The 13942-nt window shown below is 40.4% G+C and carries 14 protein-coding genes and 1 other RNA gene; 13 read left to right on the forward strand and 2 right to left on the reverse strand.

The genetic code is table 11. From position 1 onward, the window contains the following. Positions 1 to 127: 127 nt before the first annotated feature. Positions 128 to 883, reverse strand: coding sequence for a DeoR/GlpR family DNA-binding transcription regulator (locus EO121_RS04375; RefSeq protein WP_127166316.1), 756 nt, complete (start codon positions 881 to 883; stop codon positions 128 to 130). A 216-nt stretch (positions 884 to 1099) separates the two neighbouring features. On the opposite strand from EO121_RS04375, the gene dapF reads away from it, so the two are divergent. After that, positions 1100 to 1939, forward strand: coding sequence for a diaminopimelate epimerase (dapF, locus tag EO121_RS04380; RefSeq protein WP_127166318.1), 840 nt, complete (start codon positions 1100 to 1102; stop codon positions 1937 to 1939). Between the two features lie 298 nt (positions 1940 to 2237). Here dapF and EO121_RS04385 read toward each other — a convergent pair whose 3' ends face one another. Further along, positions 2238 to 3395 (reverse strand): S-layer homology domain-containing protein, encoded by a 1158-nt coding sequence (locus tag EO121_RS04385; protein WP_127166320.1) that lies wholly within the window; start codon positions 3393 to 3395, stop codon positions 2238 to 2240. Positions 3396 to 3921: 526 nt separating this feature from the next. On the opposite strand from EO121_RS04385, the gene EO121_RS04390 reads away from it, so the two are divergent. The 12 genes from EO121_RS04390 to EO121_RS04445 all read left to right on the forward strand — a co-directional run bounded on the left by EO121_RS04390 (position 3922) and on the right by EO121_RS04445 (position 13938). Continuing rightward, a complete protein-coding gene (locus EO121_RS04390; RefSeq protein WP_127166322.1) occupies positions 3922 to 4659 on the forward strand; it encodes a (Fe-S)-binding protein in 738 nt (245 codons plus the stop codon). An 11-nt stretch (positions 4660 to 4670) separates the two neighbouring features. Next, positions 4671 to 6116: a LutB/LldF family L-lactate oxidation iron-sulfur protein gene (locus EO121_RS04395; protein WP_127161007.1), complete on the forward strand. Its 1446-nt coding sequence runs from the start codon at positions 4671 to 4673 to the stop codon at positions 6114 to 6116. Between the two features lies 1 nt (position 6117). After that, positions 6118 to 6828: a lactate utilization protein C gene (locus tag EO121_RS04400; RefSeq protein ID WP_127166324.1), complete on the forward strand. Its 711-nt coding sequence runs from the start codon at positions 6118 to 6120 to the stop codon at positions 6826 to 6828. Between the two features lie 381 nt (positions 6829 to 7209). Then, complete coding sequence (locus tag EO121_RS04405) at positions 7210 to 8088, forward strand: mechanosensitive ion channel family protein (RefSeq protein WP_127166326.1); 879 nt, start codon at positions 7210 to 7212, stop codon at positions 8086 to 8088. 169 nt (positions 8089 to 8257) lie between these two features. Beyond that, complete coding sequence (locus EO121_RS04410; RefSeq protein WP_127166328.1) at positions 8258 to 8809, forward strand: TIGR01440 family protein; 552 nt, start codon at positions 8258 to 8260, stop codon at positions 8807 to 8809. A 16-nt stretch (positions 8810 to 8825) separates the two neighbouring features. Beyond that, positions 8826 to 9287, forward strand: a complete 462-nt coding sequence (locus tag EO121_RS04415) for a DUF3290 family protein (protein ID WP_127166330.1) — start codon at positions 8826 to 8828, stop codon at positions 9285 to 9287. Between the two features lies 1 nt (position 9288). Beyond that, positions 9289 to 9933: a DUF421 domain-containing protein gene (locus EO121_RS04420; RefSeq protein WP_127166332.1), complete on the forward strand. Its 645-nt coding sequence runs from the start codon at positions 9289 to 9291 to the stop codon at positions 9931 to 9933. 341 nt (positions 9934 to 10274) lie between these two features. Continuing rightward, positions 10275 to 10415, forward strand: an RNA gene (ffs, locus tag EO121_RS04425) — signal recognition particle sRNA large type. A 55-nt stretch (positions 10416 to 10470) separates the two neighbouring features. Further along, complete coding sequence (gene dnaX, locus EO121_RS04430; RefSeq protein ID WP_127166334.1) at positions 10471 to 12765, forward strand: DNA polymerase III subunit gamma/tau; 2295 nt, start codon at positions 10471 to 10473, stop codon at positions 12763 to 12765. Between the two features lie 15 nt (positions 12766 to 12780). Next, on the forward strand, positions 12781 to 13110 hold the full coding sequence (locus EO121_RS04435; RefSeq protein WP_009353175.1) for a YbaB/EbfC family nucleoid-associated protein: 330 nt from the start codon (positions 12781 to 12783) through the stop codon (positions 13108 to 13110). A 1-nt stretch (position 13111) separates the two neighbouring features. Next, positions 13112 to 13705 carry a recombination mediator RecR gene (recR, locus tag EO121_RS04440; RefSeq protein WP_127166336.1) on the forward strand — a complete coding sequence of 198 codons (594 nt, stop codon included), beginning with the start codon at positions 13112 to 13114 and terminating at the stop codon, positions 13703 to 13705. A 2-nt stretch (positions 13706 to 13707) separates the two neighbouring features. Further along, positions 13708 to 13938 carry a hypothetical protein gene (locus tag EO121_RS04445; protein ID WP_127161015.1) on the forward strand — a complete coding sequence of 77 codons (231 nt, stop codon included), beginning with the start codon at positions 13708 to 13710 and terminating at the stop codon, positions 13936 to 13938. Positions 13939 to 13942: the final 4 nt, after the last annotated feature.

The raw sequence follows: 13942 nt of genomic DNA on the forward strand, positions 1-13942 counted from the left end.
TACAAATACATCGAAAAAGATAGATGTACAGTATAAATAAAATGATTGAATACACAACGTTTTATAGATTGAAAAAAAGCTGTCATACCGTTAGACTCATAGGTCTAGGGATGACAGCTTTTTATAATTAACGATGATGATCAACTTCTTGAATATTTGCATAGTTCCGATATAATTCATTAGGTAATTTCGTAGTAATAATAGACGCTTTATCAATGGTGGCAAAGGTTACAGATGAAATGCAATCAAACTTAGATGGATCTGCTAAGACGAAGGCATTGTGACATTTTTGCAATGCTTTTTCTTTCACAGATGCATCAAGAGGATCTTCTGTAGTAAAGCCAGATTTAAAACTAATACCATGGGTGCTAAAGAATCCTTGGGTAAAGTTATACGATTCCAATTGATTAAGGGCTACACTACCGACGATAGAAGACGAAATGGGATTGACAGTGCCACCTAATAAGATGACTTTCAAATGGCGTGATGCCAAATGGGTAGCATGATGAATACCGTTAGTCACAAATGTTGCATTCGTGTGCTGTAAATAATGTAATACCATTTCAGTGGTACTGCCCGCATCAATGAAGATAAAACCAGAGGGACTGATTAATTCAGAGGCCGCTAAGGCAATAGATTCTTTCGCATCACGATACATGACAGATTTAGGGAGCATATCTATATCCGTTGTGGTATGGTCAATGGTGAGGCTCGCTGCACCACCATGAACCTTTTGCAAGAGACCTTTGTTGTGGAGATAGGCTAAATCTCTGCGTATTGTAGGCGCTGAAGAAGACAAGGCAGTGACCAGTTCGTGTACGGTCACCACACGATTTTGTTTCAAGCGTCGTAAAATAGCAGAATAACGTTCTTCAGGAAGCATAGTAAAATCACCTCCAATATATGATTAACCTAATACTGCTTAGGAAAACGTACCTATTATTTTTCCTATATTCATGGTAATATAAATGGCAAATAAATTATAGTAGTCTACGGTGGTTTTCATCAAAATGTATAAAAGTAAAGGCTATATTTTGCGATAAATTTAATATCCGCTCTGTGCGGATAGGAATTACATACTATAAATGAGGAGATACGTATGAAAATAACAAAAATGCATGGTTTAGGAAATGATTTTATCGTCTTCTTCGATGATGGTGCAAGTCAGTTTGATGTGACAGATATGGCGCAACGCCTCTGTGATCGTCATACCGGTATTGGCGCAGATGGTCTTGTCATTGTCATGCCTTCTAAGGTAGCGGATGTGCGCATGCGCATTATTAATTCTGACGGCAGTGAAGCGGAAATGTGTGGTAATGGCATTCGATGCTTTGCGAAGTATGCGTATGACCGCAAGATTATCGATAAAGAAGTGTTTACGGTAGAAACGCTAGCAGGTATTATGACGCCAACGATTATTGCCGAAAATGGTGTGGCTAAACTGGTGAAAGTCAATATGGGGAAACCAACATTTCCTGCGAAGGATATTCCTATGGACGTAGAAACAGACAAAGTTATAGACTATACCATCGATGTAGATGGCACATCCTATGTGGTGAGTTCTGTACTGTTAGGAGTACCGCATACTGAAGTCTTTGTAGAGGATGTAACAACAGTTCCATTGACAGTGTTAGGGCCGAAGATTGAAAAGCATCCTTTGTTCCCCAAAGGGACGAATGTGAACTTTGTGCAAGTGATGGATGAAAACACTGTGAAAGTCCGCACGTGGGAACGAGGTGCAGGAGCGACCTTAGCTTGTGGTACAGGATCTTGTTCTAGTGCTGTGATGGCTCATGAAAAAGGATTAACTGGACGTTCTGTAGATGTGGAGTTATACCTTGGTACCTTACATATCGATTATGATGAGGATGGAACGGTGTATATGACAGGGCCTGCTACAGAAGTATTTAGCTTGGATTTAGAGGATGTAACTTGTTAGATAAATGCTAACATGTAGGAATGCCGAAGACGTATAAGCCCCTAGAATAAAAAACTTAAGATATATCCGAATTTAAATGTAGGGGTAGCAATACACTGAGTTTCAAATGTAAAGAAAGTGGTAACAAAATAACTTCCAATATAAAAGAGGAACGTTGATCACATCGTATCAACGTTCCTCTTTCTTTATATACAATCATGAAAATATAAAAATAAAAAATAATAGTATGGTTTTACATCAGATAAACTTTGTTGTAGTTAGCATTGACTGCTCTCGTGCATTACCAATTAACGTATACCTATGAATTAGTTTTAAGCTGTATTTTTTTACCAAACTTTTTCACAAATGCTGTTTGTGCCGTAGCATGTAACTTGTCTACAGTTAGAATCAATCCATCTACATTTGGTGTTGGTGTGACAGCTAGGATGGTTCCTTGCGGTTCTAATTGGCGATACAAGTAAGCGGCATCGGTTTGTAAATTGTCAAAGTCACCTAAGCTATATGATCCAGTTGTAATGATGTGGTTATCTAAGAAGTATTTATCTCTAATGTAAGCCGTTTCGGCAGTAATGGCTTTCACATCACTGGAAGATGTAAAGGAAATAACTAATTTACCATCACGCCAGAACATAGCACCACGGTTGTGGAAATCGTAATTCTCGCCAAATGTTTTCTTGATCAGAGCGCGTGCCGTTTCTTCCATTTGTTGTTGCTGAATTGTGTGCTGAATGGTAGTAGCTTCTTTAGAGAAGAGTAAACGATAGGTAATTTCTGCAGCTTCAGCACGTGTTACATACTTTTCAGGGTTAAACAAACCTGTTGTGCTGTAGTTAATAAATCCCAGTAAAGCTAATTCTCGTACAGATGACTGGGCCCAAGGGGCAATGAATTTTTGATCGCTAAAGTGAATTGTATCTAATGCAGTGGGATCTTCCGTGTGGTACCCTTGGTAGTGTAAAAATTTATTGGCAACGACAGCAAACTCTTGGCGAGACATATATTGTTCTGGCCGATAGGTAGAATCGCCATACCCACTGATGATATTAGCCCTTGCTACACTTTCAATGGCTAAGGAAGACCAACGATCAGAGGTGATGTCTGAGAAAGAGCTGGCTAGCATGATAGACGGTGTGTCACCAAGCATATTGCTGAATAAAGAGGCAGCCTCTTCACGAGACAGGGGATCATTTGGCTTGAATGTACCATTACGATAGCCACTCATGAGACCTTCCTTTGTCATTTTTGTGATGGACTCAAAGGCCCAAAAATTAGCTGGTACATCGGTAAAACGATATTTTTGTACTCGATCAAAAGTAGGAATACTGTTGGGCTGTGAGTAGGTATATGTATTAGGTACTACAGGAAGCGCACTGGTGGAGGGTGAGACTGAAGTTTGTGCTTGGGCTAGTATTATAGGGAATGTAGTTAAAAAAAGTGTTGTCATTATACGTTTCATAAAGGACCTCCAGATATAGAGAATCGAATTGTGTTCTAGTATGTTTATCATACCATATTTGAAAGATTCGCTCCATGCGAAAAGAGTGATATTTATCAATAAATTTACTATAGAAAAAGTTGAATTATACAGTGATAGTTATTTCTATCATGAGTTTTGGTTATAGCACTAATTTTGGGTAGGAATTAACAGATGAAAAGACATGTGTGTTTTAATAGAAGATTTGATATGTATTAAAATACATAAAAATTATACAAGCCTTGATGCTATAAGGCTTGATGAGACTAGGAAAAATGTGTGATTTTTGATACAAAACATCTGATTGATAATGACTAGCAAAATGGTATAAAAATGGGGTCTTGCTAATATTGCAAGTCTTTTGTAATTACAGAAAAATTACTATATAATAAAATCATCAAAAAACTATTTAGAATCTACCGTTCTAATAGTACATAGATGGAAAACGATTGTTGCATTTTGCCAATCAAGTGATAGTAGTTTACTTTAAAGTTGAGGATGTGAAAAAATGAAAATTCATTTATTTCAACAATGTTTGATTGATATGTTCTACCCTCATGTAGGCATGGCAGGTGTAAAGGTTCTTGAAAACCTTGGCTGCGAACTAACAGTTCCTAAAAAGCAAGTGTGCTGTGGTCAGATGTTTGTTAACTCTGGTTACAATGAAGCTGCAAAAGGAGCTATCAAAAACACAATTGAACAATTCGAAAATGCTGATTATGTAGTGAGCATGTCCGGCTCTTGTGCGTTCGCTATTCGCGATGAATATCATCATATTTTAAAAGATGAACCAGAATGGTTAGCACGAGCTGAAAAATTGAGCTCTAAAATTTATGAGTTCACACAATTCATCGTTGACGTGTTGGGAGTAACTGATGTAGGAGCTCGCTTTAATGATAAAGTGACATACCATAAATCTTGTCACGTAACACGTTTGATGGGAATCAAAGAACAACCTATGAAACTGTTAGCAGGCATTCAAGGTTTAGAATACTTACCATTGCATCGTGCAGAACGTTGCTGTGGATTTGGTGGTACTTTCACAGTAAAAAATCCTGAAATTTCCGCTGTTATGACACGAGAAAAAGCGTTGAATATCGCTGATTCTGGTGCTAACATTGTAGCAGGTTCTGATATGGCTTGCTTGATGAATATTGAAGGTATGTTAGATCGACTTTACAAAGAAGGCGAAATTGATCGCCATATCCGTGTAATGCACATAGCGGAATTGTTGAATAGTCGATAGGAGGAGTCACCATGAGTAATATTGTGTACGATAAACGCCCGTTTAAGACACGCGTTAATGATGTGCTTGCTAATGACTTCAAAGTAAAAGCCATTCAAACAGCACAGGATGTATTCTATGAAAAACGTAAAGCTGTAGTAGATCAAGTAGCAGAATGGGAAGATTTCCGTGATGAAGCCGCTGATTTGCGTGACCATGTATTGGCTAATTTGGATTACTATTTGAATCAATTTGCTGAAAATGCTGAAAAAGCTGGTGCTCATGTACACTTTGCAGCAGATGATAAAGAAGCAACGGCCATTTGCATGGAAGTACTTCGTGCAAAAGAAGCAAAAATGGTTGTTAAATCCAAAACCATGGTATCTGAAGAAATCGGATTGAACCACGAATTAATTGAAGCGGGTATCGAAGTAAACGAAACTGACTTGGCAGAATTTATTTTGCAAACAGCTGACTTTGATCCTCCATCCCATATCGTAGTACCTGCATTGCATTTTGAACGTAACCGTATTCGTGATACATTTGCGAAAAAATTAGGTTATGAAGGCACTGAAAATCCAGAAGAAATGACTCGTTTCGTACGTCGCTATATTCGCGATCGTTTCTTACGTGCAGACGTAGGTTTCACTGGTTGTAACTTCGGTGTAGCTGAAACTGGTACTATTACTATCGTATCTAATGAAGGTAATGGTCGTATGGCAAGCTCCATGCCTAAAACGCAAATTGCATTGATGGGTATGGAACGTTTGGTGCCTAACTTCGCATCTTTAGATGTGATGATGGAAATGTTGATTCGTTCCTCTGTAGGCGCTAAAATTTCCAACTACTTCTCCATGATTACAGGTCCTGCTCGTGAAGGGGAAGCAGACGGTCCAGAAGAATTACACATCATCATCATTGATAACCGTCGTTCTGGTATTTTAGGTGGCGATTTTGAAGAAATGTTACGTTGTATCCGTTGTGGTGCATGTATGAACATTTGCCCTGTATATCGTCACATTACAGGTCATGGTTATGGCTCTATCTATCCAGGTCCAATGGGTGCTGTATTAACTCCGCTATTGGTTGGTTATGAAGAAGCTGGCGATCTTCCTTACGCGTCCACATTGTGCGGCGAATGTTGGGAGCACTGCCCAGTTAAGATTCCATTGCATGAATTATTATTGAAACATCGTCAAGTGATTGCAGATAAATTACAAATGCGTCCAGCTATTGAACGCAGCATCTTCCATACAGTGGCAGGTGTATTTGCGAACTCCTTCTTGTTCGATATGGGTACTAAAATGGGTGCTATCGGCATGAAATTAATGAGTAACAATGGCCATATGGCAGATTGGACAAAAGTATTACCAGTAGTTGGTGGCTGGGTGAAAGCAAAAGACATGGGCTTGCTCAAAATGAGTAAATTCCGTGATGAATATGCAAAACACGTAGCACAAAAGGGAAAGGAGAAATAAAATGGATCAAGCAAAAAAACAAGCCTTTTTAGGTCGCCTATCTCGTGCGTTAGGCCGTGACTCAATTCCTACATCTGTAACACCTTTTGATTTTTCAAAAGGACCTCAAGAAACTATGTATTCTGACCTTAGTCATGAGCAAGTAGTAGAGATGTTTAAAACAGAAGCAGAACGTTTAGGTACTAAACTTATCGAAGTAGAAGAGTCTCAACTAGCTCAAGCATTAGTGGATGAAATTATTGTTCGTGGTGGCGGCAGCGTTGTGTACCCTAAATCTGCAGAAGTAGAAAACTATGGATTAGAAGCAGCTTTCAAACAATTGGGTGAAGACCAAGCAACATTCTATCAATGGGATGCTACGAAAGGTCGTGAAGCGAATATCAATGTGGCGAAGGATTCTAACATTGGTATTACATTCCCAATTTTGGGTATTGCGGAAACAGCAACAGTAATCCAACCAAGTACAGAAGAATCTGGTCGTTCCCTAGGGTTATTGCCTTTAACGCATATTTCTATATTGCGTGAAGATACAATTTATCCACGTATGACACAAACGATGGCAGAATTAGCGAAAATCTATCGTAATGATCCAGCTAAGTTCCCTACCAATGTAGTTCACATCTCTGGTCCATCTAACACAGCGGATATCGAATTAGTTCGTGTAGTAGGTGTTCATGGTCCAATCAATGTAACATTCATCTTAGTTAAATAAGAGATATAGTTCATAAACAATTAGGATATAGGGTAGTTGGTAGGTATATCAACTATCCTATATTTTTTGGTTCTAGAAGTTTTTCGTGCTATAGGGCAAAATGAGTTGGTTTTAATAGGGATGAGCCTAGTTAAATACTAGGCTTATTGAATTATAAAGTTGTTAAAAACTTTGAGATAGAACAAAATGGGGCTATAGTAAATGTAGAGAATGCCCTTATAACAGTAGCCATTACATTTGACGAAACTTTGTTGTATACTTTAGCATGATATATTGACAAGTTTAGTGCTATGGATATAATAGAATCTAATACTGGGCGAACTCATATCCCTATGCTATGAGTTACGCAATGACAATATAGTTATAGGAAAGGAATAATGTATGTTATTAGCAGAAGAAAAAGTTGCCACAGCCACAGCGGCAGGCGCTGAAAAGGTAGCAGAGCATGTAGAGGAAAGTATTTCCTTTGTTAACCATGTGCAATCCTTATTACTGGAATATTTACCTAGTATTATTTTGGCCATCATCGTGTTGATTATAGGCCGCTATATCGCTCTATTTGTAAGACGTCTATCAGTACAATTGATGAGTCGCACCGGTTATGATCAAACGGTGCGCAGCTTTGCGTCTCAAATTATTTACTACACTATTTTGTCCGTAGTCGTGCTGTCAGCTTTGTCCTTAGTGGGATTTCCGACGAATAACTTCTTGGCGGCTTTTGGTGCCTTTGGTATCGCTATTGGTTTAGCGTTGCAAAATAACATGTCTAACTTAGCATCGGGATTGATTATCTTGGCGTTTAAACCGTTTAAAGCTGGGGATTGGATTTCTGTGAATGGTGTGGAAGGGTCTGTGAAAGGCATCCATCTTATTAATACCGCTATTGCGACGAAAGAAAATCGTATTGTCTTCATCCCGAACTCAGCTATTACGTCCAATAACTTGATGAACAGTAACTATGAACCAACAAGGTATATTACATTTGTGTTTGGCATTAACTATAATGCAGACCATCATCGGGCTATTGAGATTATCAAAGAAATTCTAGTGAGCACAGGCAAGGTTCATAATATGGATACTTTAGAAATTGGCATCAAAGAGTTTGGTGAAAGCTCTGTCGATATTGTGGCATATCCTTTAATTAATGCCAGTGATTTTAGAGAAGTCTATTATGGTGTTATGTCCGATGTGAAAGATCGCTTTGATGCAGAGGGCATCGATATTCCCTATCCACAACGTGTGGTACATATGGCCAACTAATAGCTTAAGAGAATCCTATTTTGTACCTGCAAGATATAGGTGGGTAAGGAATATCCAGGGGCAATGCTATTCCATGCCTATCATGTACGATGCATATGGTAAATAATACTCTAAGACGATGGCATACTTGTTTACGTCGATTCGTACTCAATGAAGAGGGGGCAATCCTATGAATAAAAATATATATGAGTCTATGAAAGCTGCTGTAGCAGAATTGGCTACGACAGCAAAACTGCAAGAAGGTAAACTACTTGTAGTGGGATGTTCCACTAGCGAAGTGAGAGGCGGTCATATTGGTAAGGATTCCTCTCTCACTGTGGCATCGGATTTATTTACAGCGCTGTCTGACATGCAAAGTGAATATGGCTTTGATGTGGCTATTCAATGTTGTGAACATCTTAATCGGGCCTTGGTATTGGAACGTCACGTCGCATTGGCTAGAGGCTATGAAGAAGTGAATGTAGTGCCTGTACAGCATGCAGGCGGTTCCATGGCGACTACGGCCTATACCATATGGTCGGATCCTGTGGTGGTAGAGCATGTAAAAGCTGATGCCGGTATCGATATAGGAGATACTTTTATTGGTATGCATCTAAAACATGTGGCAGTGCCTGTGCGTTTAAGCGTAACAGAAATTGGTGCAGCCCATGTGACGGCGGCTCGTGTGCGACCTAAATTTGTAGGCGGTGAACGAGCGCAGTATAATGAAGCGTTAAAGTAAGAACTGTGAGGTAATTATGGAATTTTATACCTATGCCTATGTGGTGCAACGAGGAGAGTTTACATCCCTGTTGCAATACATTATGACATCTATTTTACTAGTAGCATTGCTAATAGTAGGTGTAAAAGTTATGTATAATCGCTTTGATACCAAGTTCCGTGACTTGGGAATTATCATTGTATTAGGGCTTGTATTTTTATTAGGATTGCAAGTTAATGATTACACTCGTGATATTAATAGTGCAGAAGAATCGAACTATATGGTGCAATTTTTAAATAATTTAAGTGAACGTGCCGATGTGCCTAAAGATAAGATTCGCGTTAACACATTGCGCGTGCAAGATCGGATGATTGTCAATATTGAGGAAGCCTATTTTGAGGTGACTTTCACTATGAATAAGGATGGCTATTCTTTGCGACCTGTGGAGATGATTAATAGTCATCCTAAGGTGGTAGATGTGGAGAAGGGTGGACGATAATATGTTAACAGGATATACATTAGTATTTATCAAACTGACCCTTGGTATCTTAGCTCTTATTTTACAAATGAACTTGATGGGTAAGGGTAATTTGGCACCTAACTCTGCGCTAGACCAAGTGCAAAACTATGTGCTAGGCGGTATCATTGGTGCTGTTATCTATAGTGAAAGTATTGGTATCTTACAATTCTTTCTAGTCTTGATTGCCTGGACTATTGTAGTTATGGGCTTGCGTTTTCTTAGCGCTCATGTGCGATGGATTAAGACACTTATTGATGGACGACCTAGCATTGTCATTGATCGGGGAAAGATTCGTGTTGGAGAATGTTTGAAACGTGGCCTTCGTGGCAGTGATTTGCAGTTGAAACTTCGGAGCGCAGGGGTTACCCTTGTGAGTGATGTACGCCGTGCTGTGCTAGAGCAAAATGGTCAATTAACGCTGGTCATGAATGGTGACGATATCATTCGCTACCCTGTTATTGTAGATGGCGTAGTAGATCCAGATATACTAGAACTGGCAGATAAAGACATGGCTTGGCTGGAAGAAGAAGTGCGAGACCAAGGATATTCCATCGGAGATATCTATGTAGGAGAATACTCCAAAGGGCATCTTATTTTGCACCCTTATGAAGGGCGACGAGGATAATACCATTGTATTTTAGAATAGAATGGTGTATACTTGGAGTAGAAAGATATAAGAAGTTAGAGCATTCTTTCATAAACTCAAAAAAGGACGGTGGCCACCGTCCTTTTTTCTTTCTATTTTCTATCCTTGTAATACTTCAGAATTGCATATGTTAAAACATTAACAATCAATCCTTGTAGAATAGGGGTCAGAAAGGAACCAGATAATAATGAAGTTAGAGCCTCGTACATAAACTCACCTCCTTTCCGCAAAAGAGGATACCTAAAGTATAGCACATTTTGTGATAGAAAGAGGTACAAAGTCTTGAATAGGGATAAAAAAACATGTATAATAGTAGGGTAATAGCATTGGAATATGGCAGTTCTATGGGGCTTGTGCAAGGAGAGCCTGTGAACCATGTCAGGCCTTGATTGGAGCAGCATTAAGCGGTAACTCTCTTGTGCCACGAGGAAACCTATAGGGCTGTCAGATTCGAGTGCTATGGTAAAGCAGCTAGCTTAGCTGCTTTTTTTCATATCTTAAGGGAAAGGAGGGGCTATGAGTTATTTAGCGTTATATAGACGATGGAGACCGAAACAGTTTGCCGATGTTGTGGGTCAACATCATGTGTCGGATACATTACAACGAGCTATTCGTGAAGATAAAGTGGCCCATGCCTATTTATTTGCTGGTCCTAGAGGTACGGGCAAAACGAGTATGGCAAAGATATTTGCTCGCGCTATTAACTGTGAACAGGGTCCTACAGATACACCTTGTGGTCAGTGTGAATCGTGTCAGCAGATGTTACAAGGACAAGCCTTGGATGTGATCGAAATTGATGCGGCTTCCAATCGAGGTATTGATGAAGTGCGTGCCTTGCGGGAACAGGTGAACTTCTTGCCTGTAGTAGGTCATAAAAAAGTATTTATCATTGATGAAGCCCACATGCTCACCAATGAAGCATGGAATGCCTTGTTAAAAACGATCGAGGAACCGCCAAGCCATGTGATGTTCATTTTTGCTACAACAGAATCGGAGAAATTACCGGTTACTATTTTATCTCGTTGTCAGCGTTATACATTCCGCCGTATCACAGCAAAAGATATTACAGCTCACTTATTGCATGTGGCGAAGGAAAGCAATATCTCTCTTGACCTTGCGGCGGCACAAGTGATTGCAGTCCATGCAGATGGTGGTTTACGGGATGCCTTGAGTATTCTGGATCAATGTTCCGGTATGACCTCAGATATGATTACAGCTCCTCTAGTAGAGTCTATGATTGGCTTAGTGAGCAAATCTTGGGTCCTCGATATGGTAGATATATTGAAATCCGGTAATGGAGCGGCTTTATTGCAAGCTGTAGATGAAGCATTGCAAATGGGGCGTGATGCTCGCCAAATTGTGACGGCCTTAGTGGAACATTTGCGCGCCATGATTGTGGCAAAAGTATTACCTGAGGCAGAAGAGTTATTGGCTTATGATACGCATAAAGAGCGATTATTGGCGCAGGCCAATGCGTTATCTATGGAGGAGATAGGACGCTATATCAATGTATTACAAACGGTGCAAAATAACGCAAAACAAGTAGATAACCCACGAGTGATTGTAGAAATGGGATTGCTTTCACTCTTGCAATTAGGTGGCGGTACCTACCAAACCTTGGAAGGTCGCATGACGACGATGGAACAATTTGTGAATCGTCAAGAAGATACATTGCTCCAAAAGTTGAATGAGTGGGCGGAACAACGACCTGTAGTTGCCAGCTCTGTGGTAGAACCTGCACTACCTGTGTCGGATATGGATGTATATGATGGAGTCTTGGAGGATATTCCTCATCCAGTAGAGGATGAGGTGTTGTTGCCACCTGTCTCACCAGTGAGAGCTAGAACTGTAAAAGCAACATCCCCGTTACCACCTCCTCGTGTAGCTAAAGTGGCCGATTCTATTGGTAAAAGCTCCTTGCCACCACCATTACCGAAGAAAGCATCTCCATCGGTAAAGCCTAAAACGGCGACATTTGACACGGCGCAAGAGCGAACCGTAGGGCAGGGGATGGTGAGTCCTCATGAATATAGCACGATTTTAGCAAACGTGATAAAATGGTTGAGAGGCAAGAACTATGGATTGCTAAATACAATCTATCAGCAAGGAACCTTGGTGTACTTAGATCAAGAGCAAGCCATATTGGCATTCCCTACGCCTATTGCGGGACCTATTTTGGTACAGCAGCAACATGTAGAATGTGGAAAGAAAGCATTCCAACAAGTGATAGGACGACCGATTGTGGTGAAAGCTATCGATAAGAAGGACCCTAAACTGCAGGTGTACTTAGAGGCAGCAAAATCCTTTGGAGGGGCATCACACCAAAGCCGACAGTCGCAGGTACAACCAAGGGTACCGACTCCTGTGGTGAAAGGTACTAAAGAAACTGAAGGGATAGGGCAACCAATTGTTGCGGTGCAAGGAACGCCCCCGGTGACAGCTGATGAGGAGATGCCAACTGTATCTGTAGAAACGTCGAGGCCTGACAGTGGAAAACCCACTTATGTAGGGACAAACACCACTTCAAAGGTAGGTGCGGGTAGTGACCCAACCAATGTAGAGGGTATTATTGATGACTTTCTCACAGTTTATGAGAATCCAGAGGAAGTATTAAATCCTTACTATCAGGAAATGGGGAATGGCATGCTTTCAGAAGAAGGTATAGACGAGATACGGAAGTTGCCGAAGTGGTCCTCAGCCGAGGCCAGTGATGAAGAAAAACAAGAAACTCTACTCTATGATGCTTTACAACACATGGAGGCTAGTGGGTATGATATTTATGTGAAAGAAGTAGACGACACGTCTAAGTAATGAAGGAGGTTCACTATGTTTGGTGGCGGTAATATGCAAGGTATGTTGAAAAAAGTTCAAAAAATGCAAAAGGACATGGAAAAAGCACAAGAAGAAATTAAAAACACCGTGGTAGAAGCATCTATCGGTGGTGGTGCCGTATCTGTAACAATGAACGGAGAACAAGAAGTGTTGTCCATTAAAATTGCTCCTGCTGCAGTGGATCCAGAAGATGTGGAAGCATTGGAAGATTTAATCTTAGCAGCTGTCAATGAAGCAAATCGCAAAGCAAAAGAAGTGGCAGAGAAAAAATTAGGTGCTGTCACAGGAAACTTGAAACTTCCTGGAATGCCAGGTATGTTCTAATATGACAAATCCTTTAGAACGATTAGTAGAAGAGTTGCGTCGCCTACCAGGTGTGGGGGCTAAATCGGCTAGACGATTAGCATACCATCTAATTGAGGCAGATGCAGAAGATGTACAACGCTTGGTAGAAACCATCCTTGCAGCGAAAGAAGCAACTCATAGATGTTCCCAATGCTTTAATTTATCTGCTCAAGATCCTTGTGAGTTTTGTGCTAGCTCTAAACGGGACAAATCGATGATTTGTGTGGTGGAAACATCCCGTGATGTCATCGCTATCGAACGCAGTGGTGACTATAAAGGGCTATACCATGTGTTGGAAGGGGCTTTGTCCCCTATTGATGGGGTTGGCGTAGAAGACATCCGCTTGAAAGAGCTTATGTTGCGCCTTCAAGATGATACAGTGCAAGAGGTCATCATCGCCACAGATCCTGATGTAGAAGGGGAAGCAACGGCCCTATACATTGCTCGATTATTGCAACCTACGGGGATTAAGGTCACTCGTATTGCCCGTGGTATTCCAGTAGGTGGTGATATTGAATACGCCGATGAGGTGACCTTGAGCGGCGCTGTATTACATCGTCAAGAAATGAGGTAATGATGGATTACATATTACAAGCTGTAGTAGCTATTGTTGTAGCTTGGGTGATTATCAAAGTAGCTTGGTTCACCATCAAACGAGTGGCGATAAATGTCTTTTTAGGCATGATTACCTATGCAGTAGCTACAGAAGTATTCCATATTCCTATGGATATGAATATTATGTTGTGGGCACTAACAGCCGTGTTAGGGCCTATACCAGTGCTAGGCTTAGCGTACTTTCATTGGTAAAATA

The organism is Veillonella sp. CHU732, assembly GCF_003992085.1.
Taxonomy (GTDB): domain Bacteria; phylum Bacillota; class Negativicutes; order Veillonellales; family Veillonellaceae; genus F0422.

Excerpts from the sequence above, each read along its gene's own strand:
- recR (WP_127166336.1), top strand. The coding sequence starts at position 13,112 with ATGACAAATCCTTTAGAACGATTAGTAGAAGAGTTGCGTCGCCTACCA.
- EO121_RS04410 (WP_127166328.1), top strand. The coding sequence starts at position 8,258 with ATGAATAAAAATATATATGAGTCTATGAAAGCTGCTGTAGCAGAATTG.
- EO121_RS04435 (WP_009353175.1), top strand. The coding sequence starts at position 12,781 with ATGTTTGGTGGCGGTAATATGCAAGGTATGTTGAAAAAAGTTCAAAAA.
- EO121_RS04405 (WP_127166326.1), top strand. The coding sequence starts at position 7,210 with ATGTTATTAGCAGAAGAAAAAGTTGCCACAGCCACAGCGGCAGGCGCT.
- EO121_RS04375 (WP_127166316.1), bottom strand. The coding sequence starts at position 883 with ATGCTTCCTGAAGAACGTTATTCTGCTATTTTACGACGCTTGAAACAA.
- EO121_RS04395 (WP_127161007.1), top strand. The coding sequence starts at position 4,671 with ATGAGTAATATTGTGTACGATAAACGCCCGTTTAAGACACGCGTTAAT.
- dnaX (WP_127166334.1), top strand. The coding sequence starts at position 10,471 with ATGAGTTATTTAGCGTTATATAGACGATGGAGACCGAAACAGTTTGCC.
- EO121_RS04415 (WP_127166330.1), top strand. The coding sequence starts at position 8,826 with ATGGAATTTTATACCTATGCCTATGTGGTGCAACGAGGAGAGTTTACA.
- EO121_RS04400 (WP_127166324.1), top strand. The coding sequence starts at position 6,118 with ATGGATCAAGCAAAAAAACAAGCCTTTTTAGGTCGCCTATCTCGTGCG.
- EO121_RS04390 (WP_127166322.1), top strand. The coding sequence starts at position 3,922 with ATGAAAATTCATTTATTTCAACAATGTTTGATTGATATGTTCTACCCT.
- EO121_RS04445 (WP_127161015.1), top strand. The coding sequence starts at position 13,708 with ATGGATTACATATTACAAGCTGTAGTAGCTATTGTTGTAGCTTGGGTG.
- dapF (WP_127166318.1), top strand. The coding sequence starts at position 1,100 with ATGAAAATAACAAAAATGCATGGTTTAGGAAATGATTTTATCGTCTTC.
- EO121_RS04385 (WP_127166320.1), bottom strand. The coding sequence starts at position 3,395 with ATGAAACGTATAATGACAACACTTTTTTTAACTACATTCCCTATAATA.
- EO121_RS04420 (WP_127166332.1), top strand. The coding sequence starts at position 9,289 with ATGTTAACAGGATATACATTAGTATTTATCAAACTGACCCTTGGTATC.